Annotated in this window: 25 protein-coding genes and 1 pseudogene; 9 read left to right on the top strand and 17 right to left on the bottom strand. The window is 48.3% G+C overall.

Features of this window, described 5'->3' with window-relative positions:
• The first annotated feature begins 176 nt into the window (after positions 1-176).
• Together FAH66_RS03790 and gloB are read left to right on the top strand one after the other, a co-directional pair.
• Positions 177-1,262, top strand: a complete 1,086-nt coding sequence (locus FAH66_RS03790; RefSeq protein ID WP_137040738.1) for a hypothetical protein — start codon at positions 177-179, stop codon at positions 1,260-1,262.
• 23 nt (positions 1,263-1,285) lie between these two features.
• Positions 1,286-2,035: a hydroxyacylglutathione hydrolase gene (gene gloB, locus FAH66_RS03785; protein ID WP_049329038.1), complete on the top strand. Its 750-nt coding sequence runs from the start codon at positions 1,286-1,288 to the stop codon at positions 2,033-2,035.
• Between the two features lie 70 nt (positions 2,036-2,105).
• Here gloB and guaA read toward each other — a convergent pair whose 3' ends face one another.
• The 3 genes from guaA to dut all read right to left on the bottom strand — a co-directional run bounded on the left by guaA (position 2,106) and on the right by dut (position 4,785).
• Entirely contained in the window at positions 2,106-3,671 is a 1,566-nt protein-coding gene (guaA, locus tag FAH66_RS03780; RefSeq protein ID WP_003686344.1) for a glutamine-hydrolyzing GMP synthase, read from the bottom strand.
• Between the two features lie 148 nt (positions 3,672-3,819).
• On the bottom strand, positions 3,820-4,146 hold the full coding sequence (locus tag FAH66_RS03775) for a hypothetical protein (protein ID WP_167480313.1): 327 nt from the start codon (positions 4,144-4,146) through the stop codon (positions 3,820-3,822).
• A 186-nt stretch (positions 4,147-4,332) separates the two neighbouring features.
• Entirely contained in the window at positions 4,333-4,785 is a 453-nt protein-coding gene (gene dut / locus FAH66_RS03770) for a dUTP diphosphatase (protein WP_137040736.1), read from the bottom strand.
• Positions 4,786-4,896: 111 nt separating this feature from the next.
• Between dut and pdxH the strand changes: the two genes are divergently transcribed.
• Positions 4,897-5,529 carry a pyridoxamine 5'-phosphate oxidase gene (gene pdxH, locus FAH66_RS03765; protein WP_137040735.1) on the top strand — a complete coding sequence of 211 codons (633 nt, stop codon included), beginning with the start codon at positions 4,897-4,899 and terminating at the stop codon, positions 5,527-5,529.
• A gap of 159 nt (positions 5,530-5,688) precedes the next feature.
• Positions 5,689-6,747, top strand: coding sequence for a pseudouridine synthase (locus FAH66_RS03760; protein WP_167480312.1), 1,059 nt, complete (start codon positions 5,689-5,691; stop codon positions 6,745-6,747).
• A 171-nt stretch (positions 6,748-6,918) separates the two neighbouring features.
• On the opposite strand, the gene FAH66_RS03750 is transcribed toward FAH66_RS03760, so the two are convergent.
• The 10 genes and pseudogenes from FAH66_RS03750 to FAH66_RS03710 all read right to left on the bottom strand — a co-directional run bounded on the left by FAH66_RS03750 (position 6,919) and on the right by FAH66_RS03710 (position 14,086).
• Entirely contained in the window at positions 6,919-7,506 is a 588-nt protein-coding gene (locus FAH66_RS03750) for a hypothetical protein (protein ID WP_049351578.1), read from the bottom strand.
• A 3-nt stretch (positions 7,507-7,509) separates the two neighbouring features.
• Positions 7,510-7,593 (bottom strand): annotated as a pseudogene (locus tag FAH66_RS11210) (hypothetical protein); the annotation flags it as partial.
• 372 nt (positions 7,594-7,965) lie between these two features.
• Positions 7,966-10,344 carry an autotransporter family protein gene (locus tag FAH66_RS03745; RefSeq protein WP_208648085.1) on the bottom strand — a complete coding sequence of 793 codons (2,379 nt, stop codon included), beginning with the start codon at positions 10,342-10,344 and terminating at the stop codon, positions 7,966-7,968.
• 177 nt (positions 10,345-10,521) lie between these two features.
• Complete coding sequence (locus FAH66_RS03740) at positions 10,522-10,875, bottom strand: hypothetical protein (protein WP_208648084.1); 354 nt, start codon at positions 10,873-10,875, stop codon at positions 10,522-10,524.
• Positions 10,876-10,978: 103 nt separating this feature from the next.
• Positions 10,979-11,575, bottom strand: coding sequence for an oxidoreductase (locus FAH66_RS03735; protein ID WP_244284999.1), 597 nt, complete (start codon positions 11,573-11,575; stop codon positions 10,979-10,981).
• Positions 11,576-11,648: 73 nt separating this feature from the next.
• Positions 11,649-11,960, bottom strand: a complete 312-nt coding sequence (locus FAH66_RS03730) for an ArsR/SmtB family transcription factor (protein WP_137040732.1) — start codon at positions 11,958-11,960, stop codon at positions 11,649-11,651.
• 266 nt (positions 11,961-12,226) lie between these two features.
• Positions 12,227-12,562 carry a thioredoxin family protein gene (locus FAH66_RS03725; RefSeq protein WP_137040731.1) on the bottom strand — a complete coding sequence of 112 codons (336 nt, stop codon included), beginning with the start codon at positions 12,560-12,562 and terminating at the stop codon, positions 12,227-12,229.
• Positions 12,563-12,654: 92 nt separating this feature from the next.
• The gene (locus FAH66_RS03720) at positions 12,655-13,155 is read right to left on the bottom strand and encodes an OsmC family protein (RefSeq protein ID WP_244284998.1); all 501 of its coding nucleotides are present in this window, start codon (positions 13,153-13,155) and stop codon (positions 12,655-12,657) included.
• 47 nt (positions 13,156-13,202) lie between these two features.
• Complete coding sequence (locus FAH66_RS03715; protein ID WP_244284996.1) at positions 13,203-13,427, bottom strand: aldo/keto reductase; 225 nt, start codon at positions 13,425-13,427, stop codon at positions 13,203-13,205.
• Between the two features lie 80 nt (positions 13,428-13,507).
• On the bottom strand, positions 13,508-14,086 hold the full coding sequence (locus FAH66_RS03710; RefSeq protein WP_137040730.1) for an NAD(P)H-dependent oxidoreductase: 579 nt from the start codon (positions 14,084-14,086) through the stop codon (positions 13,508-13,510).
• Positions 14,087-14,263: 177 nt separating this feature from the next.
• Between FAH66_RS03710 and FAH66_RS03705 the strand changes: the two genes are divergently transcribed.
• A complete protein-coding gene (locus tag FAH66_RS03705) occupies positions 14,264-15,154 on the top strand; it encodes a LysR family transcriptional regulator (RefSeq protein ID WP_137040729.1) in 891 nt (296 codons plus the stop codon).
• 228 nt (positions 15,155-15,382) lie between these two features.
• On the opposite strand, the gene rlmB is transcribed toward FAH66_RS03705, so the two are convergent.
• The 3 genes from rlmB to FAH66_RS03690 form a co-directional block, all read right to left on the bottom strand.
• Positions 15,383-16,132, bottom strand: a complete 750-nt coding sequence (gene rlmB / locus FAH66_RS03700) for a 23S rRNA (guanosine(2251)-2'-O)-methyltransferase RlmB (RefSeq protein ID WP_049322071.1) — start codon at positions 16,130-16,132, stop codon at positions 15,383-15,385.
• Between the two features lie 61 nt (positions 16,133-16,193).
• Entirely contained in the window at positions 16,194-16,502 is a 309-nt protein-coding gene (locus FAH66_RS03695; protein ID WP_003680717.1) for an AzlD family protein, read from the bottom strand.
• Positions 16,499-17,209 (bottom strand): AzlC family ABC transporter permease, encoded by a 711-nt coding sequence (locus tag FAH66_RS03690; protein ID WP_137040728.1) that lies wholly within the window; start codon positions 17,207-17,209, stop codon positions 16,499-16,501. Before FAH66_RS03690 ends, FAH66_RS03695 begins: the two co-directional genes overlap by 4 nt.
• Before the next feature lie 101 nt (positions 17,210-17,310).
• Here FAH66_RS03690 and FAH66_RS03685 point away from each other — a divergent pair, with 101 nt between their 5' ends.
• Both FAH66_RS03685 and FAH66_RS03680 read left to right on the top strand, forming a co-directional pair.
• Positions 17,311-18,285, top strand: a complete 975-nt coding sequence (locus FAH66_RS03685) for a PhoH family protein (RefSeq protein WP_004520317.1) — start codon at positions 17,311-17,313, stop codon at positions 18,283-18,285.
• A gap of 121 nt (positions 18,286-18,406) precedes the next feature.
• On the top strand, positions 18,407-19,393 hold the full coding sequence (locus tag FAH66_RS03680) for a malate dehydrogenase (RefSeq protein WP_137040727.1): 987 nt from the start codon (positions 18,407-18,409) through the stop codon (positions 19,391-19,393).
• A 475-nt stretch (positions 19,394-19,868) separates the two neighbouring features.
• Here FAH66_RS03680 and FAH66_RS03675 read toward each other — a convergent pair whose 3' ends face one another.
• Positions 19,869-21,305, bottom strand: a complete 1,437-nt coding sequence (locus FAH66_RS03675) for an NAD-dependent succinate-semialdehyde dehydrogenase (protein ID WP_137040726.1) — start codon at positions 21,303-21,305, stop codon at positions 19,869-19,871.
• A gap of 329 nt (positions 21,306-21,634) precedes the next feature.
• On the opposite strand from FAH66_RS03675, the gene dnaG reads away from it, so the two are divergent.
• Both dnaG and rpoD read left to right on the top strand, forming a co-directional pair.
• Positions 21,635-23,407 (top strand): DNA primase, encoded by a 1,773-nt coding sequence (dnaG, locus tag FAH66_RS03670; protein WP_137040725.1) that lies wholly within the window; start codon positions 21,635-21,637, stop codon positions 23,405-23,407.
• Positions 23,408-23,601: 194 nt separating this feature from the next.
• Positions 23,602-25,554: an RNA polymerase sigma factor RpoD gene (rpoD, locus tag FAH66_RS03665; RefSeq protein WP_003686285.1), complete on the top strand. Its 1,953-nt coding sequence runs from the start codon at positions 23,602-23,604 to the stop codon at positions 25,552-25,554.
• Positions 25,555-25,606 lie beyond the last annotated feature (52 nt).

Genomic DNA, 25,606 nt, shown 5'->3' with positions numbered 1-25,606 from the left:
GAACAGTCCGTTGATTTAAGGTCGTCTGAAAACGATTTAGCGAACCTCGCTATATCCGTTTTCAGACGACCTTTTTGCGTCCTTTTGAGTATAAAGACCAAACCCGTCGCCGTCATTCTGTATAATTCCCACTTTTAAACTATAATCGACATATTCAGACGGCCTTTCCCGACATTATGACTCGACAAGCCTTTATCCTCAGCGATTGCGAATTTCCCGAATGTGGCGAAAAGCCTTACGCCCTATTGACCGCGAATCCGACGAAGGAACACCACTTCATCGCCCAAACCGAGCAGCGGCAACATGCGCATAATCCGCAGGTCAGCCCGCAAAACCAAAACGTTTACCGCCTGCCCTTGTCAATGTTCCATACTGGCGAAAAAGCCCTCGGCAAAGAACAAAACCGCAGCGAAGCGATAAGCGTCAACATCATCGGAAACTTGGCGGCGAAAAACCTCTATACGCTGACCTTTGTCGAAGACACCGCCAACCAATATAATCTGGAAAGCTGGTTCAACCGTCATGAAAGCGGCTACGAAGAGGCCTGCAATCATCTGCGCACCTTACCTGCAGGCCGTCTGAAAACACCTACGGCAAATGCCGATACCGTCAAAGTACCGGATACCTTGTGGCGGATATTGCGGCTGAAATTCCTCGGCATTCTGCGCAATCCGCACAACCATAAAAACCTGTTTGCCCACCGCCTGCACCAAACACTTCGGGCGCGGCTGCCGGAAGTCGGTTTTGAATTTGTCCGCTTGATCAGCAAACGCGACCCCAAGCGCATCGAGACCATTATGCAGGACTACCGTTTTTCTTTTCTCGGCTATGTCGATTGGCTGGGCGGGCTTTACGGTATGTTGAGCGAAGGCGTGGCGCAGCCGTCGTTGTTTGAACGGTTGTTTTGTAATATCTTTGCCGAACCCGAAGCCGTGAAAATCGAATTGTTCCGCTATCCGGAAAACACGGGGCTGTGCCTGTTTGGCGACAGCAGTTTCTGCCTGCAAGCCTCGGCCAAACTATTCAGCGTCGGCGTTAATATCTCGCACGATATGTTTGCCATCGTCCATCTGCAAACCGACCGTTGGCACGCGTTTAAAAATACCTTTCATCACGACGCGCCCAAACTGCAAGGCCAAGTGCGGATTATCGACGGCAATCAAACCCAAAGATTGCTGTTCAACCGACTGTGCATCCATCAAGCCCATGAAGCCGTGTTCGGCCAAAGCCCGAATATCAAAGATTATCTAGAGGCCGTCTGAAACCCCAAACCAAAAGAAAGCATATGAAAATCACGCCAATCCAAGCCCTAAACGACAACTACATCTGGATGATTCAAGAAGGCAACCATGCCGCCTGCGTCGATCCGTCCGATGCCACGCCCGTTTTGAAATTCCTCGTCCACAACCGCCTGATGCTGGCGCAAACATGGATTACCCATCCGCACCCCGACCATACCGGCGGCGCAAAAAGCCTATTCCACGGCTTTTTGGAATCCCCAATCTATGGCGAAAGCGACATCGACGTAGCGACGCATACCGTCACCGCAGGTACGCAGTTCCCGTTTGGCGAAGGCTTGGTTACCGTTTGGGCAACCCCCGGCCATACCGACCGCCACATCAGCTATCTGCTGGAAAATTCAGACGGCCTGCATGTTTTCTGCGGCGATACCTTGTTCTCCGCCGGTTGCGGCCGCGTATTTACCGGCACAATCGAGCAGCTTTACGACAGCTTCCACCGATTCAACCAGCTGCCCGAGGAAACGCTGTTTTATCCGGCGCACGAATATACAGCCTCCAATCTGCGCTTTGCCCAGCATATCGAGCCGGACAATGCCGACATTCAGACGGCCTTGGCCGCAGCCGAACACACGCCGACACTGCCTGTCAGCCTGGTGCACGAACGCAAAGTCAATCCGTTTTTCCGAGTACACCTACCTCAAGTTCAGGCACGCGCCGAAGAATTGAGCGGACGAAAATTAAACAGCGAACTCGAAGTCTTCGCTGCCCTGCGTGAATTGAAAAATCAATTTTAATTGGGCTTGGTTCCTAAAGAATAAGGCCGTCTGAACAATATCTGTTCAGACGGCCTTTATTATTCAGGGATTATTCCCACTCAATCGTGGCAGGCGGTTTGCCGCTGACATCGTAAACCACGCGGTTGATGCCTTTGACTTCGTTGATGATGCGGTTGGACACGCGGCCAAGCAGCGAGTATGGCAGCTCAGCCCAGTGCGCAGTCATAAAGTCGCTGGTAATCACGGCACGCAAGGCAACGACGTAATCGTAAGTACGGCCGTCGCCCATTACGCCGACGGATTTCACAGGCAGGAATACGGCAAATGCTTGGCTGGTCAGGTCATACCAAGACGTGCCGTTTTCATCGGTAGTATTGCGCAATTCTTGGATGAAAATATCGTCTGCCTGACGGAGCAAGTCGGCGTATTCTTTTTTCACTTCGCCCAAGATACGCACGCCCAAACCCGGGCCCGGGAACGGATGACGGTACACCATTTCGCGCGGCAAGCCCAAAGCAACGCCCAGTTCGCGCACTTCGTCTTTGAACAAGTCACGCAAAGGCTCAAGCAGCTTGAGCTTCATGTTTTCAGGCAGGCCGCCGACGTTGTGGTGCGATTTGATGGCGTGGGCTTTTTTGGTTTTTGCGCCTGCAGATTCGATTACGTCAGGGTAAATCGTACCTTGCGCCAACCATTTGGCGTTAGTAAGTTTTTTCTCTTCAGCGTCAAAGACTTCGATAAATTCTGCACCGATGATTTTGCGTTTTTTCTCCGGATCGGTCACGCCGGCAAGTTTCGCCAAAAACTGCTCTTCGGCATCAACGTGAATCACGCGTACGCCCAAGTTGCGGGCAAACATATCCATCACCATTTTGCCTTCATTCAAACGCAACAAACCGTGGTCAACAAACACGCAGGTCAGTTGGTCGCCGATGGCGCGGTGAATCAGTGCGGCCGCTACGGAAGAGTCCACGCCGCCGGACAAACCTAAAATCACTTCGTCGCTGCCGACTTGTTCGCGGATTTTGGCAACGGCTTCTTCGATGTAGTTCGGCATGGTCCAGCTTGGTTGTGCGCCGCAAATATCCAAGACAAAGCGGTTCAACAGCGCGCGACCTTGTTTGGTGTGGGTCACTTCAGGGTGGAATTGGATGCCGTAGAATTGTTTCTCAGCGTTTTCCATCATCGCAATCGGACATGACGGGGTGTCGCCGATGACAGAGAAGCCGGTAGGCAGCTTGGACACTTTATCGCCATGGCTCATCCATACGTCGAGCGTATTAGGCGCATCATCTTGAATGCCGCGTGTCAGCTCGCTATCGATGGTTTTCACTTGCGCATAACCGAATTCGCGTTGGTTGCCCGGGCTAACTTCGCCGCCCAAGTGGTGCGCCATAAATTGCATGCCGTAGCAAATGCCCAAAACCGGAATGCCCAAATCAAAAATACCGGTATCGGCTTGATAATCGGATTCGTAAACGGAATTAGGGCCGCCGGAGAGGATGATGCCTTTCGGATTGAAAGCTTTGATTTCTTCCAAAGGCATATCGAAAGAATGCAGCTCGCAGTAGACATGAGCTTCACGCACGCGGCGGGCGATAAGCTGGGTAACTTGCGAACCGAAGTCGAGGATGAGGATTTTGTCTTGGGTCATGGCGGAAACTTTGCAAAATGTAAGAAAACGGCGCGGCCGGGAGGGTAAATTTCAAATTTAAACCACAATAAAAAAGGCCGTCTGAAACGGCGGATTATACCATTGTTCAGACGGCCTTTATAGGGCAAAACCCAAATCTCTCATCTTTCTATTTTGTGTGTTTCTCAGGAATCATATCGCTGCGCGAGAGCAACAGCAGGCAACCCAACACGACCATGCCGATGGCCAACAGCGGCGAGAGGTAAATCCAGTAGCTCATGTGCAGATAAATGGCTGTACCGATATAAACCAGCATCGGCCCGGAAACGATGGACTGTTTGTTGATGCCGTCCATAATCAACACGGCAATGCCCAAAATAATTAATGCGCCGGCAATCATTGTCGATGTCGCAGGCAAAATATCCGTAGCGCGTAAAAACCAAATCGCGCCAAAGATAATCAAAAATAAAGGCAGAAAAAGTGAGGGGCGGGACATAACAACGCTCCGTAAAGGTTTCAGACGGCCTGTATTATTGGGTGCGTCGGCCATGCAGGCAAGATATAAAAATGCAATCTTGTGTGTAATTATGCAAAGGTTGTCTCAACAAAAAGGCCGTCTGAACCGCGGCAAACCGAAATCGAATATTTCAATTTATCCTCTTACAGACGGCCTTTCAAATCATCAGGCTTTGCCGGTGCTGCCGAATCCGCCTTCACCGCGCTCGCTGGCGGCAAACTCGTCCACGACTTTAAACGCGGCTTGGATAACCGGCACAATCACCATTTGCGCGATACGCTCCATCGGCTCGATGGTAAACGCTTCTTTACCACGGTTCCACAAAGAAACCTTCAATTCGCCTTGATAATCCGAGTCAATCAAACCGACCAAGTTACCCAAAACAATACCGTGTTTATGACCCAGGCCGGAACGCGGCAACAAAACGGCGGCGTATGCAGGGTTGGCCAAATGCACGGCCAAACCGGTCGGCACAAGGTACACATCGCCCGGCTGCAATACAACAGCTTCATCCAGGCAGGCACGCAAGTCCAAACCGGCAGAACCGGGCGTTGCATAAGCAGGCAGGGAAGCGGCCATTTTCGGATTTAAGATTTTCAGTTCGACTTCGGTTTGCATGACAGGACTCCGTATTGTTCTATATTGGAAAGGGATACGATTATACACAAATGCCCTTGAGGCCGTCTGAAAAAACGGAGTATGATTCAGTCAGACCTAAGGAGGAAAATCATGGATCTGCACAATATCCGCGAAGATTACAGCAAACGCGAGCTGTCGGAAGCCGAATGCCACGCCGACCCGATTGTCCAATTCGAGCAATGGCTGAACGAAGCGATTCATGCCGAAGTCAACGAGCCGACCGCTGTCAACGTTGCCGCCGTGGGCGAAGACGGCAGGCCAAACAGCCGCATGGTATTGCTGAAAGAAGTCAACCCCAAAGGCTTTGTCTTCTTTACCAATTACCACAGCCGCAAAGGCCGCTCCTATACGGCACACCCTTTTGCCGCCATGACCTTTTTCTGGCCGGAACTCGAACGCCAAGTACGCGTTGAAGGACGCATTGAAAAACTCGACGCCGCCGCTTCGGACGAATATTTTGAAAGCCGCCCGTATACCAGCCGTATCGGCGCATGGGCAAGCGCGCAAAGCGAAGTAATTTCCAGCAAAGCCGTATTGGTGGCCAAGGCCGCGGCCGTCAGTGTCAAACACCCCCTGCATGTTCCCCGCCCGCCGCATTGGGGCGGATACCTCGTCATTCCCGACCGTATCGAATTTTGGCAAGGCCGCCCCAGCCGCCTGCACGACCGTATCCAATACCGCCTGGTTGACGGCAACTGGATACGCGAACGCCTTTCGCCATAATTTTCGGATTTTCAAACAAAAATTTACTGGTTGAGTTACAATACAACCTTTCATCGGCAGGCCGTCTGAATTTGATTTTCAGACGGCCTTTTCCCCCAATCCAACCCCTGCCGCAACCGCCGCAGAAGAACCGCTTTTTTAAGCGAGTTAGGAAAAATCATGTCCAAACAGCCTTCCAGCAAACGCCAATGGCGCGACGACGTATCGTCTACCGCCAAAAAACCTTCTAAACCGGCCAAATCCTTTGCCAATAAAAAACGTTCCGACGACGAGAGAAAAACATCAGGCAAAACTTACGGCCAAAAAGTTTCAGACGGCTCTAAAGCTCAAAATACCGCGCCCAAACAACGTGCCGCCAAAGCCAAAAAACTGGTGGTCCGCAATCCCAACCAAAAAATCATGGAGCACGCCCGCGATTTGAAAGAACGCCGCAGCGACCTTTCACGCTTTGAACCCGAGCGCCTGCAAAAAGTCCTGGCCGCTTCCGGTGTCGGCTCACGTCGCGAAATGGAAGAATGGATCAGCAACGGCTGGGTAACGGTCAACGGCCGCGTAGCCCAACTGGGTGAAAAAGTTACGCCCGACGATCATGTTACCGTCAAAGGCAGCATCATCAAACTCAAATGGGCAGACCGCCTGCCACGCATCATCCTCTACTACAAACAAGAAGGCGAAATCGTTTCCCGCGACGACCCGCAAGGCCGCGTCAGCATTTTCGACCGCCTGCCGCAAGCAGCCAGCAGCCGCTGGGTGGCCATCGGCCGTTTGGACATCAATACCAGCGGCCTCTTGATTCTGACCACTTCAGGCGAACTGGTTCAACGCTTTGCCCACCCCAGCTTTGAAGTCGAACGCGAATACGCCGTGCGCGTATTGGGCGAGTTGACCACCGAACAAATGCGCGTCCTGACCGAAGAAGGCGTCATGCTCGAAGACGGTTTGGCTAAAGTAGAACGTATCTACGAACAAGGCGGCGAAGGCGCAAACAAATGGTACAACGTCGTCATCAAAGAAGGCCGCAACCGAGAAGTACGTCGCATTTTTGAAAGCCAAGGCCTGACCGTCAGCCGCCTCGTCCGCGTAGGCTTCGGCCCCATCGGTCTGCCAAACCGCCTCAAACGCGGCCAGTTCTACGAACTCAATCCGGCAGAAGTCGCCAACATTATCAAATGGGCAGATATGCTACTTCCAGGTGAACGTCGCCGGAAGAAAAGTTAATGTAAGATAAATCGGGGCTCAGACTTTTGCAAAATCGTCTCAGCCCGACAAAATCTTGCCAAAGTCATAAAAATAGTGGGGCAAACGGGCGGGCGACGCCGACCAAATCCAAATGGCCGCTGGCGAGTGCATCTTCCATGGCGTTTTGCGAACGGAAGCCACCCGTAATAATCAACGGAGCTTGGCTGAATCTCTACCAACTTCTAATGTACCGTTAGTAATACTGACATTAGAGCTAATATCACTCATGTTTCTTGGTGCAAATAAAGTGGTGCCACTCCCTCTTTGAACAAAGTCAACAATCTTAGTAGTAGGGGAAGCTGAGGTCATTTCAGGCGTGAAGTTAAAATCATCTGTTTGTGCGAAATCAAATTTGACCTTTTGAGGATTCTCTTCAAGTTTAATTTTTTCTACATCAAACGTGCCTGCTTTGTTGTTATCACCAATTTGGATGTTGGTTGTACCATTTCCTACTCTTAATGTCCCCGCAGTAAGTTTACTTTCATCTGCAACTAATACATTAACAGTATTGGTTTTAGAGCTCCAATCACTTGCGGCAACACGAATTTCGGCGTTTTTCGGGTACTGAAGCAATGAACCTTTACCGGTAACTGAAATTACCGTATTGGTGACATCTTCCGGGGTATCACGAAGCCATCCCCAAAAGTGAGGTGTCGGTTCAGTCCCTTCAAATTCACCGATTACCTGCCCACCATTGGAAACATATAAATTACCACTACCAAAGTTACCGATATTCATTGGATTATTGGCATCACTGGTTACAATGAGTTTACTGCCTTGCCCGTCAACGACAACAGTTCCTTTAGACTGGCGATGGTTGGCTATATGTAATGTCCCTTGTATATTTACAACAGAGCCCCCATCAATTCTAAGATTACCTTCATTACCATTACCACTACCAACTTGAACTAAGCCGTTAACCGTATCTGGGTTTACCTTCCCAAGGGTTTCCGGAATTCCGTCATTAGTCCATGATCAAGTAACGCTTGCATTCGCAGCCAATGGCGCGGCTAATAGAAGCAACGTTTTAAATTTCATAGTTTTTTTCCTCTCTGTCTCAGAATTAAGACGGGGCGCGATCATATCACTTTTTTATTGCTGAAACAAATTAGCAACCATATTATAAGAACCAAAACATCTAATAAAAAACCACCTTCAGAAGAAGGTGGTTTTTGTTTTATATATTTGTTATTTGAATTACCAAGCGTAGCTATAACCTAACACGGCTTTCGCACCGGAACGGTTACCTTTATTGCCTAGAGAATGTTCTAAACGAAGATCCGCATGAATAGCGTGGTTACCGAATGGTACATTTAAACCTGCACCACCTTCCAACCAAGTGCGGGAATAATTCTCGCCATATTTGGTATCACCGATTAAGACAGATTTTGCTTTAACAAAATCATGCCATACGTTTGCGACAAAATACACGTTTGGGTTACGTTGGAAGTCTTTGCTGTGGCTTAAACGCACACCAATACGTCCACGTAAGTTGTTGTCCGAACCTTGTGCAACATCACGAACTCCATCATGGAATGATTGAAGTTTTAAGCGTTGGTAAATCAATTGGGTTTGAGGTTCAATACGCCAGTTGGAGTTGCCCAATGCAAAGCTATGACCACCCTCAACAGATACCGCACCGCTCCAACCATGTTGTCTTACTTCACGGCTAAGATTGGGATTATACTTATTGGTTAAGTAAGAGAATTGAGCCACAGTATCCACATAAGCATCATTTACTGCACGGTATAAGTGATATACACCGATGTTTGCTGCTGTTGTTTTACCTTTACCGGTATATTTATCAGCAGCCACAACGCCGTTTTCAGCACGATATTGGTCGTAGAAGCGACTATCTGCACGAGAATAAGCAAAATATACACCGCTTAGAGATTGTGGTACGCCATTTTGCATTTCGCTGCGGTTAAAGTCATAACCTACTTGTGCGACATATTGTGAACTATCAACGTCTAAACGGGAACGTCCCTCAGTTTCCAAGCGTTTACCGGAAACACGCGCCCAAACGGAAGAATTTGGTGATTGGCTAATTTCACCACGACGTTGGTGTAAAGTATCTAACACGCTATAGCCTAATTCCATATTGACTCGTGGCATTTGAATATACGCAGAAACCGGTGCTGCATAAATATCATGACCAAATGCTTTTAATGTCCACGCGTAAATAGAACGATCCTTCTTGGTTAACTGAGCTTCTCCGGCATTTCTTGTTTTAGCCGTTCCAGTAAACGTAGCTTGAGAATTTATATTTGCGTCCCAAACCACAGGAGCTGAATAAGCATCTTCATGAGCTTTACGAAGAATGTCTCCTTCAATATAACCACTAGCCGTTTCAACTACAGTATGGCCGGTTGCTGAACGTAGAATATACAAAAGATCTGACTTGGTTGTACTTGAATCATTATTCCAAACGGAACTGACAATCAATTTTCCATTATTAGAAGTATAGTCAAGCACTCGAAGTGTTTTATTTGCCGATTCATCATCAGAGGCAAGACGAATAGTACCTTCATTATTAACGGTTAATGCGTCAGCATTATGACCGTTTAATGCTAATGTACCTTTGGAACCAATATTAATCTCATTGGTTTTAGTTCCAGCACCAAAAAAGACATTATCTCTACCAACTTTCAATGTACCATCGGTAATATCAATTTTAGAATTTACGCCTCTCATGCTTGTTGGCGCAAATAAGGTTGTGCCAGTGCCACTTTGTACAAAATTAGCATAAGACTCTTTCGCTACTACAGTGTAAATCTCTGGGGTAAAATTCAACTCATCATTTTGGTCAAAGGTGAATGTTGGTTTTGTAAGACCAATGGCAAAACCTCTAACATCTAGTGTTCCACCTTTACCTTTGTTGCCAATTTGGATATTGGCTGTGCCATTTTCTAATTGCAACACACCTGTGCTGAGTTTACCGCCATTAGAAATCAATACATCAATATTTGTTTCTTTGTGGCCGCCACCAACTACACGAATTAATGAGTCTTTATGATAAGAAAGTTCAGAACCTTCACCATCAATAATAATTTTAGTATTAATAGCTGTTCGACCATCTGGCTTATGACGAAGCCATCCCCAGAAGTGAGGATCATCACCGTTACCAGGAAATGTTGAGGTCACCTTTCCGCCCTCTAAAATAGAGAGATTCGCATTACTGTAGTTACCGATATTTAATAACCCGCCTACATTTAATTCACTTCCGGCACCAGTGACAGTCAATTTACCACCGAAACCGTCATTGTTTTGATTTCCAATCATTACTGTACCACTGATATTTAACTTAGAGCCATTATCAATGGTCATTTCACCATTTGCTTGCCCTTCAGGGGTTGTTTTACCCCCCTCCGCAATGGTTAAAAACCCATTTATAGTATGCTCTTGATTATCCGTGATGCTTGTAGCTAAGCCACTAGGCAGAACGTTGGTTCCGTTATGAGTGATGCTCGCATTAGCAATAAGCGGAGCCGATAATAAAAGTAATGTAAGTTTATTAAGCTTGAATTCCATTATTTTATCCTCGTTTTTAATTAAACATAGCTCGAATTTTAGCACGACATATACCCCAACACAAATCAAAGGAGTGTTTCGGAAAAAACTGACAGAAAACTCACCGCACTTTTCTAATTAAATCCAAAAAGTGCGGTAATTTTTCAAGGTATATTTCATATAAAAAATCGCCTTACTGCGGAACAATAAGGCGATTTATTTTTAGATAAATAAGTCAGAATATTATTTTGCGTCTTGTGCCGGCGCTGCGACCGGTGCAGGATTAAATTTTTGTTCTAATTCGACACTTTGTTTTTGTAACTCGGCCATTGCATTTCTTAATACTTCAGCTTTTTCAGTATAAGCTTTTTGTTGCTCCGGTGTTTGTGTTGGGTTAGTGAAACTCATATTAGCTTGATCAACCAATAAACCACTCGCCAAGCTTAATACATTTTTGGTTTGCTCTTTGATAGACTTAATTGATTCTGCTTTTACATCTAATGCATCTAAGCTTGTAATTGTATCTTTTACTGATTGATTAAATGTTTCAATCGCTTCTTTCACTTTTTTCTCATCTTGAGCTTGAACTGCAGCCACCAAATCTTGTTGGAATTTTTGTTGTGATTGTAACTGTGTTTGTTCTTGTGCCTTGTTCCAAAAATTATGAATGGTGAAAACCGATTTAGCCGGACGACCTTTATTAAATAAATAGGCTGCGGTTAAACCGGCATGCGCCCCATTGGTCTTGGCGGCGGTTGTGGTGCGACGAGAGGAATTGGCTGATGAGATAGCCGTGCGCGGCGTGAATTTGTACGCCTGAAAAGCCTGCCTGTTCGGCAATTTTGGCGGTTTGCACGAATTGCTGAATCAGCCCGTTGATTTCATCGGCAGTCAATTCGCGCGGCGGATTGATAAAGCCGTCCATGCCCACCAGCGGCACGGCGCTCGGCGCAAGCGGCGTTTTATTGACCACCGCAGGCGACTGTTTGCCCACATGGTTGATTTGCATAATGAGCAGCGTGTCGTTTTGCGTGCCTGCTTTCTCCCATTTTTTCAGCATTTCAAGACCACGGTCGTCTGAAATCACCACATCGTTTATCGAGCCTTTACCACTTTCGGTGACCATCACATTGCCCGTAACCAAAACACCCGCGCCGCCTTGCGCCCAAGTGCCGTACAGGCGGACAAGTTTTTCAGACGGCTGGTTGTTTTGAGCAAGTTGCTCTTCCATGGCGGATTTGAAGATGCGATTTTTGGCGGTTTTGCCGTTTTGAAAAGCGAATGGCGTGAATAACATAATCGTTCCTTTAAGTTGATAAGTTTAAAAATATAAACGTATTTGGGTAAAAATAAAGGGTCAACGGATAACCCTATTTTGAAAGCGGGCAATTTTGAGCCATCAAATCGGCAAGCTGTTTCAATCTCGCCACCGCATCCGCCATGGCAATACTGTAAAACCGCTCTTTGCCGACCTGCTCCACCGCCACCGCACCGGCTTGCAACATGATTTTCAAATGATACGACACCGCAGGGCGCGACAGATGCAGATGCTCGGTCAGCTCATTGACGTTCATCTTGCCGTGTTCCCACAGCACGCGCAGGATTTGATGGCGGTTTTCATCGCTCAACACGGTAAAAATGGGAATGCACTCGCGCATTAAATTCATGGTTTGTTGCGGTATATTCGGATTTTTGAGTTTATATGTTTAAAAGCTTGAACATGTTTTAGAGGGAATGAGGGGAATGTCAAAGGGAATTTTCAGGAAGTTGTTTTAATGTATAAATCACCGCTTTTCATCAATAATCATCTCAATCTGCAAACCGTTTCAGACGGCCTTTTTCGTAATAAAGAGCGGTCAAATTTTTAAGTGTTTTGCAAATCATCTTAAAAACTTGACCACTTGCATCATTATCAAGACCGCAGCCGTCTGAAACATTGATAGACCGGTTACTGATGTCCGCTTTCTGCTACTTTTGTCCATTTTGCCAATGTCTGCTTCATCTGTGCCTGAGGGATGAAGCGGGCCATCCGTTCTACTTCCTTGCCTTGATAAAACAGCAGCCATGCAGGTGCGGTCAGCACGTGGAAACGTCCGGCCATTTCGGGTATTTCAGCAATATCGGCTTTTACGGCATACACATTTCCTTCCTCCGCCAAAGCTGTGTCAAGCTGGGCAGCCACGACCGTACAAACACCGCAGATTGGGGCTTTGATATACAGTGATACTAAAGGGTGTGTGGCGATGGCCTGTTCGATGTCTTTCAAAGTGTGCAGTTGTTGCATGTCATGTACTCCTTTGAGCGATTAAGCCCTTTTCTAGTTGTCCAGAAAAGGGGCTTTTAACGAAATGAAAACAAGAAAACGTTTTGAGTCATCTAGATTTTTTCCACAATCACTTTTGCCCGCGCTTTCAGGCTGTTCAACACTGGCGAGTTGGCGGCTGAGCGGTCGGCAAAATTTTGCAGGGTAGGAAGGTCGGCGTCGGCTTTTACTTTTATGGTTAGCACCAGATTATCCAGTCCGCCGTAGCCATCTTCCATGCCGAACAGTTTGGCCATGTCGATACCGCCCCTTGCGGATATTTCAAACTGTTCCAGTTTCACGCCTGCCTGTGCTGCTTGCAACTCGAAACCTATGGAGCAGCAGCCTGCCGCAGCGCCGATCAGGTATTCCATCGGATTTGGGGCGGCGTTTTCACCGCCCATATTTCTCGGTTCGTCTGTGGTAAAGGCAGGGAAGCGGCGCACGGAGATTTCGTTCTTCGTGCCGGATACCCAGCGCGAATCGGCGCGTAATGCTGCCTTGCCTTTTGTATGGTCGTTTTCAATCGCTGCCATGGTAGTTCGGAAACGTTCGATATCTAACCCATTAATCATGTTTTGTCCTTTCATAATGATGAATTGCAGATAGTTTTTCGCTACACTTACACGCCCATTTTCCACGCGGAGACGCGTTTCAAATTATCCACCGTGTCGTGATTGACGATGGCGGCGAACGTGCCGTCCAGTTTGGCAATTTCGGCTTTGTCTTCATCGCTGAGTGCAAAGTCAAAGACGTTCAAGTTCTCCGCCATGCGTTCGGGTTTGGTGGATTTTGCCAACACGATGATGTCGCGTTCCACCAGCCAGCGGGTAATCACTTGCGCCACGGATTTGCCATATTTCGTGCCGATTAGCGACTAACAAAATGGTGGGCAAAAGCCCACCGCTTCAAGTTGATGTTTTATCATTAACCAAACACTTTTTTCAAATGTGCTTGGTAGTCTGCGAAGTATTGTTCTACTTGTGGATTTTTAACTACATCGTTACATGTAAATGTCGGTAGACGGGTCAAACCGATGAACTCGTTGAGTTTGTGGAAAGGCATGTACACAGCATCCACATCTTTGCCTTCAAAGAAGTCGCCTTCACGGGTGAACGCTTCAATCGGCGCATTCCAAGTAAGCGAAAGCATGTGTTTTTTGCCTTGCAACAAACCACCTGTACCGAAGCCTTCAGTTGGACTAACACGATGACGGCCATCACTGTGGTAAAGCTTGCCGTGTCCAGCGATAAATACTTCGTCTATGTATTTCTTCACTGTCCAAGGCTCGTGCATCCACCAAACAGGCATCTGCCAAATTACGGCATCCATCCACAAGAATTTTTCGATTTCTGCCTCAACATCATAGCCAGCATCAATCACAGTTTCTTTTACATTGTGTCCAAGTGCGGTCAAAACTTCTTTCGCTTTTTGGTGAAGCGTGTGGTTTAACTCACCATGCGAATGGCCGAATTCTTTACCACCGTTTAATAATAAAATGTTCATTTTTACTCCTAGAATAAATAATTTATAAAAAAAGGATGTGATGTTTACGGATATTGTCTTCTGTTTACTCTCATGAAGTTGCAGTCATTTTATGATTTGTTTTTATTGAGATAAATAGGGTTTAGCTTTATTATGTAATGAATTAAATTCACTAATAAAAGAGAGTTTAAAAAGGAAATGCAGAACTTTAACGAGCTGAATTATTTTTTGACACTCGCGCAAACGCAGAGTTTTGTGAAAGCGGGGCAACTTTTGGGGATTTCTTCTTCGGCGTTGAGCCACAGCATGAAAAATTTAGAAACGCGGCTGAACCTGCGCCTGTTCAACCGCACTACGCGCAATGTGTCGCTGACCGAAGCCGGACAGCAGCTTTTCGACCAACTTTCCCCGCTTTATCAAGCCATAAACCAAGAAGTCGTTGCATTAAATGATTTTTTGAATACGCCATCGGGATTGATTCGCATCAACGCCCCGTCGATGGCAGCGGAAGCCGTGTTGTATCCAAAATTAAAGCCGATTTTGAACCAATACCCGAAAACCCGCTTGGAAATCGTGGTGGACGACCGCTGGGCAGATATTGTGAAAGAAGGATTTGATATGGGCGTTCGGTTAGGTAACAAGGTAGCGAAAGAGATGATTGCGGTGCCAATTTCTGCGCCGCTCAAAATGGTATTGGTTGCCTCGCCCGATTATTTGGCGAAACACGGTTCACCGAAAAATATTGATGATCTGCAACAACACCGCCTTATCGGCGCAAAGCTCTCCGCCGAACACGGCGCGGAGATGCAGTGGGAATTCAAATACAAAAAAGAGCTGATTACGTTCACGCCCAAATCGCACTTTTCCATCAACAATCATCTGCGTCTGCAAGCCGTTTCAGACGGCCTCGGCATCACTTGGCTGCCGCATATCATCGCCGCAGACGCGCTCCATTCTGGGCAGTTGGTCGAGCTGTTGCCCGAGTACGCCATCACTTACGATCCGCTTTATCTCTATTACCCCAGCCGCCGCGGGCATTCGAATGTGTTTAAGCTGATTGTGGATGCGCTGCGGGTGGAGGTCATCTGAAAATGCAAAAGCAGCCTGAGTTTCGTTTGCCGAAATGCAGGCTGCTTTCAAATAATCTCAATATGTCCGTCTGATTTTCAGACGACCTCTCCGTGCCGTCTTCATGACTGAGCGCTCTCGGAGTCTACGCCATTTATACGCGGATTAACTTTAATCACCATAACAAACGTCGTCTGAAAACCAAACTTCCAGTTTTCAGACAACGTTTTCAGTTCATAAACCGAAGCGTTATTTCTCTGCTTTCAACACCCGTTGACGGCGGGTTTCGCTCAATACCATGCCTGCGCTGACGGAAACGTTCATGCTTTCTACCGTGCCAAACATCGGAATCGATACCAGCATATCGCAATGTTCGCGCGTCAGGCGGCGCATGCCTTCGCCTTCGTTGCCCATTACCCAGGCCACGCTGTCGGGCAAGTCGCAGTGGTAAAGGTCGGAGTCGCCGCCCATGTCTGTGCCGACAATCCAAATGCCGTATTCTTTCAGCTCACGCAAAGTACGGGCAAGATTGGTTACGGTAATATACGGCACAGTTTCCGCCGCACCACAGGCAACTTTGCTGACGGTCGCATTCAGGCCGGCGCTTTTGTCTTTGGGCGCAATCACGGCATGCACGCCCATTGCGTCGGCGGTACGCAGGCATGCGCCGAGGTTGTGCGGGTCGGTAATGCCGTCCAATACCAGCAAAAACGGAGGTTCGCTCAGGTTTTCCAACACATCTTCCAAGTGAACATGGTTTTTGGAAGCATCGATAAACCCTACTACGCCCTGATGGCGCGCCCCTTTGCTGATGGCATTCAGGCGGTCGGCATCGGCAAAATGTACGCGCACGTTTTCAGAGGCCGCTTTATCCAATACATCGCGGGTGCGCGCATCGGATTTGCCCTCTTGGATATAGAGTTCGGTAATCGATTTCGGGTTTTGCCACAAACGGGCATTGACGGCGTGAAAGCCATAGATGAGTCGTTGGTTTGCCATGTTTTTGCTTATCAAAAAATTCAGACGGCCATTATAACAAGTAAGGCCGTCTGAAAATTTTTTATTTCATCAAATAACCGAGTATGCCCGAAGTGCCAACGCCGATTAATACCGTCACCAACATCGAAAACCGGCTGGCGGCTAATACCGTCAAAGCAATGGCTATCAGCTCATGCGGTTTGTCCGATACAAAATAAGGCGCAATCACAGAAATCAACACGCAGCCCGGCGCAGCCTCCATAACCACTTGCGCGCGACGGCTCAACGTACGGTTGCGCAATGCAAAAAAGCCGATTAATCGGGTTGAATAAGTAACGGCCAACATGCTTAAAAACAGCAAAAACGATTGCAGCGACAACAAATCCTTCATTTTTGCTCTCCCCACAAATACGCCGCCAACAAGCCCGACAACGTTCCGGCCGGAACATACCATGCGCCATCTACGGTCAAATAGGTTACGCACGCCACAATCAGGCTGACAAACCAAGGGCGTGAAGCCGCAAAGCTCTTCCACATCCCGCGCAGCAACACCAAAAACACTGCAGGAAACGCCATGCCGAAGCTCCAAGCCGCCACATCGCCGAACATCGGGCCGACTGCCGCGCCAAACGCCGCAAAACCAATCCAAGTTACATACAAAATAAAACACACGCCGGCATAAAACGGCATATTGAACGCTGGCAAACCTGCCGCCTTACGCTTTTGAATTTCAGCAAACGCCATTGCCCAGCTTTCATCACACATAAAAAACAGCGCAGGCATCGCCTTTTTCAGCGGCATATCCCTCATATACGGCGCAATCGCTGCACCCATCAGGATATGGCGCGAATTAATCATAAACGTAACTGTTGCAATCAGCATAATCGGCAAAGGATTTGTCCACAAATTGACTGCGGCAAATTCCGAGCCTCCGGCAAAGTTCATGCCCGTCATCAGCAGCATTTCCAGCCAACTCATGCCTTTCTGCCCGCCCTGCATGCCCAAAATCAGCGCCCACGGCAACAAGCCGATCAGCATGGGCGATGTTTCTTTGATACCGCGCAGAAATTCTGAGCGAGGAGAAGCAGTGTGATTCATTTTGATTGGAATGGTTTATTAAAAAGAAGTAACGTATTATAAAGCAGGCCGTCTGAACAAGGTATAATACGGAAAAATTAGATTTATTTACGGAAACCGATATGACCCACACCGTCCATTTGCAGTTTGAAGAAATTGACAATACCGTGTTGCAACGCCTGTGCGGTGCACTCGACAGCAATCTCGAAGCCTTAGGCAAAGCCCTTGATATCCAAATCAGCCGCCGCTTCGAGCATTTCACCTTCATGGGCGAACTGGCACACGCCGGCCGTCGTGCCTTGCTGTCGCTTGCCGAAGCCGCAGAAAAAGGCGACTTGGACGACAACGCCATCAGCCTCGCGGCCGTTGAAGCAAAAACCGCAGATGAAAAACACGAAGAAAAACACCACGACCAACAATACTATTTCCGCACCAAACGCGGCAGCATCGGCGGCCGTACCCCGCGCCAAAACGGCTATATACGCGCCTTGCTCAACCACGATGTCGTGTTCGGCTTAGGCCCTGCCGGTACGGGTAAAACCTATCTTGCCGTTGCCGCCGCAGTCGATGCCATGGAAAAACACCAAATCGAACGCATCGTTTTGGTTCGCCCCGCAGTCGAAGCAGGCGAAAAATTAGGCTTCCTTCCGGGCGATTTGGCGCAAAAAGTCGATCCCTACCTGCGACCACTTTACGATGCACTGTATGATTTAATGGGCTTCGACCGCGTAACCAAATTGATGGAAAAAGGTTTGATTGAAATTGCGCCGCTGGCCTATATGCGCGGCCGCACCTTAAATGGCGCGTATGTCATTTTGGACGAAGCACAAAACACCACGCCCGAACAAATGAAAATGTTCCTGACCCGTATCGGCTTCGGTGCCAAAGCAGTCATTACCGGCGACATCAGCCAAATCGACCTGCCGCGCAACATCAAATCCGGCTTGAAAGATGCACGCGAAAAACTGCGCGATGTAGAAGGCCTGTATTTCCACACCTTCACCAGCGAAGACGTCGTCCGCCATCCTTTGGTGCAGAAAATCGTCGAAGCCTATGAAGCAGCAGAAGAACAAGCTGAAAAGAAAAACGGCGAATAATCTTTTCAAACACTTCAGGCCGTCTGAAAATCAAATTTCAGACGGCCTTTCTACATCATTCTCCCCATAATACTGCTATAATCCAAAAATCAAGTAAAACAACGACTTCAAAAGGAAAAATATGACCCTCAAGCCACCCGTCCGAATCGCCGTTACCGGCGCGGCAGGCCAAATCGCCTACGCCACCCTCTTCCGTATCGCCGGCGGCATCATGCTCGGACGCGACCAACCCGTTATCCTGCAGTTGCTCGACCTGCCGCAGGCACAACAGGCATTGCGCGGCGTGATTATGGAAATGCAGGATTGCGCCTTCCCGCTCCTTGCCGACATCTTCGCCACAGACGACCCCGAAGTCGCCTTCAAAGATGCCGACATTGCCCTCTTGATTGGTGCGCGCCCGCGTACACAAGGCATGGAGCGCGCCGACTTGCTGCACGCCAATGGCGAAATTTTCAAAGTACAAGGCGCAGCGTTGAACAAAGTTGCCAATCGCAACGTTAAAGTCCTCGTCGTCGGCAATCCGGCCAATACCAACGCCTACATCGCCATGAAATCCGCACCCGATATACCGCCGGAAAATTTCACTGCCCTGATGCGACTCGACCACCACCGCGCCGTCAGCCAAATTGCCGAAAAAATCAACCGCCCGATTACTTCCATCGAGCAAATGTGCGTTTGGGGCAACCACAGCCCGACCATGTACGCCGACTACCGCTACGCCACCAGCAACGGCGAGTCCGTCCAAGACATGATTACCGAACCCGATTGGAACACCGAGGTCTTCATGCCGAAAATCGCCGGACGCGGTGCTGCAATTATCGCTGCTCGCGGTTCATCATCTGCGGCCTCCGCCGCCAATGCCGCCATCTATCACCTGCGCGACTGGTTGCTCGGCAGCAGTGGCAAATGGATAACCATGGGCGTTCCATCCGATGGGTCTTACGGCATTCCTGAAGGTTTGATTTTTGGCTTCCCCGTCATTTGTGACGAAGGCAGCTACCGCATCGTCCGGGGCTTGGATTTGTCGGATGAATTCAGCCAAAAACGTATTACCGCCACACTGGCCGAATTGGAAGAAGAACGTTCAGCCATCCAAGATCTACTCTAAAACAAAGGCCGTCTGAAAACCAAATTTAAGACGGCCTAAATAATTAAATGCCCGTTCTACAATCATTTTTAAAAACTAGAATGGCACTCTTTGTCCTTGTTTATCTTTAAGATGCCATTGACCTGACGGTGTACAACCGCCACCATTACCGCCGACAGCATAATGATCACAATTCGGGTCAAGCCGTTTTCCTTGAGAATATGAGCCATTTGTCAAACCGTTCCCATCAAAGGAACTGCATGCACCGATAAAAGCTACACAAAACAGGACTAAAATTTTCTTAAACATTCACATTACCATTTTTTTGTGAAAGTAATACCAATCATAGAACTATGACTTTTGTTTTTTAATATAGTTCTTTAATTTTTGTTTTTTATGCAAATAATTAATAATGATATAAGATTGATTAGTAAGTTTTCTGCGTTTGAAAAAGGCCGTCTGAAATCAAATTTCAGACAACCTTTACCGTGCAGCCTTATTCCGCTACATCAATGCACAAATATTTCAGTTCCAAATACTCATCCGCACCATATTTACTGCCTTCACGTCCCAAACCGCTGCGTTTCACGCCGCCAAACGGTGCTACTTCATTACTGATTAAGCCCGTATTGATGCCGACCATGCCGTATTCCAAGGCTTCGCCGACGCGCCATTGGCGGGCAGTGTCGGAGGTGAAAAGGTAAGCTGCCAAACCGTATTCCGTATTGTTCGCAGCCTCGATGACTTCGGCTTCGGTTTCAAAACGGAACACCGGACACAAAGGCCCGAAGGTTTCCTCGCGAGCTACCGCCATTTGCGCCGTAACGCCGCTTAAAACAGTCGGCTCAAAAAACGTTCCGCCCAATGCGCTCCGTTTACCGCCGGTCAGACAACTTGCGCCTTTAGCCAATGCGTCGGCGATGTGCTGCTCGACTTTCTCCACTGCTTTTTCCTCAATCAGCGGCCCTTGGTTCACACCATCCTCCAAGCCGTTGCCCAATTTGAGCGCGGCCACTTTTTCACTTAATTTGCGGCAAAATTCGTCGTAAATGCCGGATTGAGCGTAAACGCGGTTGGTGCAGACGCAGGTCTGACCGCTGTTGCGGAACTTGCTGGACAGCGCGCCTTCGACGGCTTTGTCCAAATCGGCATCGTCAAACACGATAAACGGCGCGTTGCCGCCCAGCTCCAAACTCAGTTTTTTAATGTCTGCCGCGCTGTCAGCAAAAATTTTTGCACCGACTTCGGTCGAACCCGTAAAGCTGATTTTGCGCACGGTCGGATTCGTGGCAAATTCATGGCTGATTTCCGAAGCGCGGCCGCTGACGACGGGGAGCAAATCCTGCGGCACACCTGCTTCGTAAGCCAGCAAGGCCAGCGCATACGCGCTCAGAGGCGTGAGCGACGCAGGTTTGACTATCATCGCGCAGCCCACCGCCAAAGCAGGCGCAGCCTTGCGCGCAATCATCGCAGATGGGAAGTTCCACGGCGTAATCGCGGCGGTAACGCCGATGGGCTGTTTCAACACGACCAGTTTTTGCGACGCCTTCACACTTGTCAGCACATCGCCGTCAATCCGCCTCGCCTCTTCGGCAAACCAGCGCACAAACGAAGCCGCATAATCCATCTCGCCGCGAGCTTCGGTCAGGCTTTTGCCCTGTTCCATCGTCATGATGTGCGCCAGCTCTTCTTTGTTTTCTTTAATCAAAAAATACCAACGCCACAACACATCGGCACGCTCCAACGCAGTTTTTGCCGCCCATAATTTTTGTACCGCCTCTGCCTTTTGAATCAAAAGCTTCAGGCCGTCTGAATCAGTCTTACGGACAAATGCCAAAGCCTCGCCCGTTGCCGGATTGCCAACTTTGAGGCCGTCTGAAATCGGGGAAAAGGAAATATCGGGGTGGTTGAGCAGTTGGGAAAAGGTTTTCATGGGAAACGACCTTTCTAAAACCGAGGATATATGTTCATTATCATATTCACACCATGAAAGCGCAACTGAATTGCAAAATAAGCCGACAGCAAATGCCGTCTGAATATCTTACAGCCGGCCTTTGTTTTAGCGACATCATATCCATCTTAATAACGAATGAAATACGATTATTAATACTCTACCTCAAAAGGATAAGACACATGTATTACAACAATTTGCTATAATACGAAACTCATCTCAACCCTCATCCAAAATTCCATTTTCAGACGGCCTTTGTCTGTTTATAAGGCCGTCTGAAATGTTTTCCGTCCATCCTCTTCTGCCGAGCCATGATTCCATCTGATTTCATTGACGAGCTTTTGTCCAAAGTCGATATTGTCGATATTATCGACGAGCAGGTTCCGCTGAAGAAAGGCGGGGCGAACTATATGGCCTGCTGTCCGTTTCACAAGGAAAAGACACCGTCGTTTTCGGTCAGCCCGACCAAGCAGTTTTACCATTGCTTCAGTTGCGGGGCGCATGGTTCGGCAATTGGTTTTGTGATGGAACATCAGGGACTGTCGTTTCCGGAGGCGGTACAGTTTCTTGCCGACCGTGTGGGCATGACGGTGCCTAAAGTTCGCGGGCAGAAAGACAACCCCGAAATCCGTGCCGAACGTAAGAAAAAACAGCAGACTTTGGAAGAAACAACGGCTGCGGCAGCGGATTTTTATGCGCAACAGTTGAAATTCAATCCGGCAGCGAAGGCTTATTTAGACAAACGCGGCTTGAGTGCGGAAGTCATCGCGCATTATGGTTTAGGCTATGCGCCTGACGGTTGGCAGCCTTTGGCGCAAGTGTTCCAACCCTATCCTAATACTGCGTTGGTGGATACGGGCATGGTCATTGATAACGAAGGCAAACATTACGACCGCTTTCGCCATCGGATTATGTTCCCTATCCGTAATCCTCGCGGTCAGGTTATCGGCTTTGGCGGCCGCGTATTGGACGATTCGAAACCCAAATACCTGAACTCGCCGGATACTCCTTTGTTTGACAAAGGGAAAAACCTTTACGGACTATATGAAGGGCGTGCTGCCGTAAAAGAGGCCGGACGGATTTTGGTGGTCGAAGGCTACATGGACGTGGTCGCATTGGCTCAGTTCGGCGTCGGCTACGGCGTAGCGGCTTTAGGTACGGCAACCACGGCGGAACACGTCAAAATCCTGATGCGTCAGGCAGACAGTATTTATTTTTGTTTTGATGGCGACAGCGCGGGACGTAAAGCGGCTTGGCGCGCGCTGGAAAATGCGTTACCGCAATTAAAAGACGATAAATCGCTGCATTTTCTATTCCTACCCGAAGAACACGACCCGGACAGCTACATCCGCGCCTATAGCAAGACGCAATTTGAAGATGCCTTGTTAAACCAAAGCAAGCCCCTATCGGAATACTTTTGGGAACATCTTTCAGACGGCCTCAACCTCAATACGCAAGAAGGCAAAGCAGAATTGGTCAAAACCAGTTCTCCGCTTTTGGCTCAGATTACCGCGCCGGCATTGGGCTATCTTCTGAAACAAAAACTCAGCGAGCTGGTGGGCATTGACCCGGACAACCTTGCCCAGTTACTCGGACAAGAAGCGCCAAAGCGGCACGTCAAACAAAAAAGTTACAAACTGCCGCCTATTTCTGTCAAACAACCAACCATGCTGACACTGGTTCAAAGACAGATACGCAGCCTCTTGATAAATCCGGCTTGGGCTTCATATATAGACCTGCCCGATTATCTGGCTTTAAGCGGCGACTTTGCCTGCCTTGCCAATTTGGCCGAAACCATCAAGCATCATGATACGACTCCTGCAACTGCACAAGTGCTTGAATATATGCGCGGTTCGCCCTATGAGGAAACCGTCAATCAAATCTTTTTATCGACCCTTCACTCTGAAGAAATGGAAGGGGATAACGAAGAAGATTGCGAAAGTTTCCAAATCGGCATGAAAAAGTTGTTAAATGAATTAAAATACAGTCAAATCGAAACTTTAAAGCAAAAAAGTATTCAAACCGGTTTGACCGAAAATGAAAAAAGACTATTGCTGTCGCTTTTGACGGCAAAGCAAAACTAACCCCTCAGGCCGTCTGAACAATCTAAATACACGCTGCGAAACATGACACGCAGAACACTCCATCTGTAATATTTTCAGACGGCCTCAGAGTATTAAAGTGAAATCTGATTTCACAACAAAAAGCTCTGCTCCGCCTTCAGGTACGGCCACATCACCGTAAACCGTCGGCATCCTATCAACCTAGAGAGCAATCCATGTCTAAAAATCAAAACTACGAAGAATACCAAGACCAAGACGACAACCGTCCATTGAGTATCGAAGAGCAGCGCGCGCGTCTGCGCCAACTCATTATCATGGGTAAAGAACGCGGCTACATCACTTATTCCGAAATTAACGACGCCCTGCCCGACGATATGTCCGATGCCGAGCAAATCGACAACATCGTCAGCATGATTTCCGGCTTGGGTATCCAAGTAACCGAGCAAGCCCCCGATGCTGAAGACATCCTCTTGAGCGACAACGCCGCCGCCATGACCGACGACGATGCCGTTGAAGAAGCCGAAGCAGCACTCTCTAGCGCAGATTCAGAATTCGGCCGTACAACCGACCCTGTGCGTATGTATATGCGTGAAATGGGGCAAGTCGATCTGTTGACGCGCGAAGACGAAATCATCATCGCCAAAAAAATCGAAAATGCACTGAAAAACATGGTACAGGCAATCTCCGCCTGCCCTGGTTCGATTGCCGAAATTCTGGCGTTGATTGAGCAAGTCCGCAACGACGAAATCCGTGTGGATGAAGTCGTTGAAGCCATCATCGACCCTAACGAAGTCTTATTGAACGAATTGGGCTTGGGTCATTTGGAAAATGCCAAACCAGATAACGAAGAAGGCGAAACCGATAGCGATGATGAAGATGGCGACGATGAAGATGAAGACGGTTCAGGTAGCGACTCTGAAGCCATATCAGCCGCCCATTTGGCCGAACTGAAACAAAAAGTTTTGGAACACTTCGCCTTTATCGAGAGCGAATACGGCAAAATGATCAAGCAGTTGGAAAAACACGGCAGCCAACATGCCAACTACCTGAAACACCGCGATGCCATTGCCAACAAACTGTTGGAAGTCCGTTTTGCCACACGTCAAATCGAAAACCTGAGCAGCAACCTGCGCAGCCGCGTTGAAAACATCCGCAAACTCGAACGTGAAATCCGCGACATCTGTATCGACCGCGTCCGCATGGAACGCGACTACTTCATCAAAAACTTCCTGCCCGCCATTACTGATTTGAAATGGGTAGAAGAAGAAGTAGCCAAAGGCCGTGTATGGGCAAATGCGTTGGATCGTTTCCGCCACGCCATCCTCGAAAAACAAACCGAGCTGGCAAATATGGAAGCCGAAACCCGCATTTCCATCGAAGAGTTGAAAGAAATCAACAAAAACATGGTGTTGAGCGAAAAAGAAACCTCAGCAGCCAAACAGGAAATGATTCAGGCCAACTTGCGTTTGGTTATTTCCATTGCCAAAAAATACACCAACCGCGGCTTGCAGTTCCTTGATTTGATTCAAGAAGGCAATATCGGCCTGATGAAAGCGGTGGACAAATTCGAATACCGCCGCGGCTACAAGTTCTCAACTTACGCCACATGGTGGATTCGTCAAGCAATTACCCGTTCCATTGCCGACCAAGCACGTACCATCCGTATTCCGGTTCACATGATTGAAACCATCAACAAAATGAACCGTATCTCGCGCCAATACCTGCAAGAAACCGGTGAAGAGCCTGATTCTGCCAAACTGGCCGAGCTGATGGAAATGCCGGAAGACAAAATCCGCAAAATCATGAAAATCGCCAAAGAGCCGATTTCCATGGAAACACCGATTGGCGATGACGATGATTCGCACTTGGGCGACTTCATCGAGGATGCCAACAACGTTGCGCCGGCAGAAGCTGCGATGTACACCAGCCTGCACGAAGTAACCAAAGAAATCCTCGAGAGCCTGACACCGCGCGAAGCCAAAGTTTTGCGTATGCGTTTCGGTATCGATATGAATACCGACCACACTTTGGAAGAAGTCGGCAAACAATTTGACGTAACCCGTGAACGTATCCGTCAAATCGAAGCCAAAGCCCTGCGCAAGCTGCGCCACCCAACTCGCAGCGACCGCCTCCGCAGCTTCCTCGACAGCGAAGAAAACAAATCGTAAAAGCAAACCGCAGGTTGAAAGACCTGCGGTTTTTTATTGAAATACGAAAAGG

The sequence above is a fragment of the Neisseria subflava genome (assembly GCF_005221305.1).
Taxonomy (GTDB): Bacteria; Pseudomonadota; Gammaproteobacteria; order Burkholderiales; family Neisseriaceae; genus Neisseria; species Neisseria subflava.
The sequence above is the reverse complement of the archived record's forward strand: the minus strand, read 5'-3'. Positions and strand labels throughout refer to the sequence as shown.

Coding starts and splice junctions, on each gene's coding strand:
- FAH66_RS03790 (WP_137040738.1), top strand. CDS start 177: ATGACTCGACAAGCCTTTATCCTCAGCGATTGCGAATTTCCCGAATGT.
- gloB (WP_049329038.1), top strand. CDS start 1,286: ATGAAAATCACGCCAATCCAAGCCCTAAACGACAACTACATCTGGATG.
- guaA (WP_003686344.1), bottom strand. CDS start 3,671: ATGACCCAAGACAAAATCCTCATCCTCGACTTCGGTTCGCAAGTTACC.
- FAH66_RS03775 (WP_167480313.1), bottom strand. CDS start 4,146: ATGTCCCGCCCCTCACTTTTTCTGCCTTTATTTTTGATTATCTTTGGC.
- dut (WP_137040736.1), bottom strand. CDS start 4,785: ATGCAAACCGAAGTCGAACTGAAAATCTTAAATCCGAAAATGGCCGCT.
- pdxH (WP_137040735.1), top strand. CDS start 4,897: ATGGATCTGCACAATATCCGCGAAGATTACAGCAAACGCGAGCTGTCG.
- FAH66_RS03760 (WP_167480312.1), top strand. CDS start 5,689: ATGTCCAAACAGCCTTCCAGCAAACGCCAATGGCGCGACGACGTATCG.
- FAH66_RS03750 (WP_049351578.1), bottom strand. CDS start 7,506: ATGAATATCGGTAACTTTGGTAGTGGTAATTTATATGTTTCCAATGGT.
- FAH66_RS03735 (WP_244284999.1), bottom strand. CDS start 11,575: ATGTTATTCACGCCATTCGCTTTTCAAAACGGCAAAACCGCCAAAAAT.
- FAH66_RS03725 (WP_137040731.1), bottom strand. CDS start 12,562: ATGCAACAACTGCACACTTTGAAAGACATCGAACAGGCCATCGCCACA.
- FAH66_RS03720 (WP_244284998.1), bottom strand. CDS start 13,155: ATGATTAATGGGTTAGATATCGAACGTTTCCGAACTACCATGGCAGCG.
- FAH66_RS03710 (WP_137040730.1), bottom strand. CDS start 14,086: ATGAACATTTTATTATTAAACGGTGGTAAAGAATTCGGCCATTCGCAT.
- FAH66_RS03705 (WP_137040729.1), top strand. CDS start 14,264: ATGCAGAACTTTAACGAGCTGAATTATTTTTTGACACTCGCGCAAACG.
- rlmB (WP_049322071.1), bottom strand. CDS start 16,132: ATGGCAAACCAACGACTCATCTATGGCTTTCACGCCGTCAATGCCCGT.
- FAH66_RS03695 (WP_003680717.1), bottom strand. CDS start 16,502: ATGAAGGATTTGTTGTCGCTGCAATCGTTTTTGCTGTTTTTAAGCATG.
- FAH66_RS03690 (WP_137040728.1), bottom strand. CDS start 17,209: ATGAATCACACTGCTTCTCCTCGCTCAGAATTTCTGCGCGGTATCAAA.
- FAH66_RS03685 (WP_004520317.1), top strand. CDS start 17,311: ATGACCCACACCGTCCATTTGCAGTTTGAAGAAATTGACAATACCGTG.
- FAH66_RS03680 (WP_137040727.1), top strand. CDS start 18,407: ATGACCCTCAAGCCACCCGTCCGAATCGCCGTTACCGGCGCGGCAGGC.
- FAH66_RS03675 (WP_137040726.1), bottom strand. CDS start 21,305: ATGAAAACCTTTTCCCAACTGCTCAACCACCCCGATATTTCCTTTTCC.
- dnaG (WP_137040725.1), top strand. CDS start 21,635: ATGATTCCATCTGATTTCATTGACGAGCTTTTGTCCAAAGTCGATATT.
- rpoD (WP_003686285.1), top strand. CDS start 23,602: ATGTCTAAAAATCAAAACTACGAAGAATACCAAGACCAAGACGACAAC.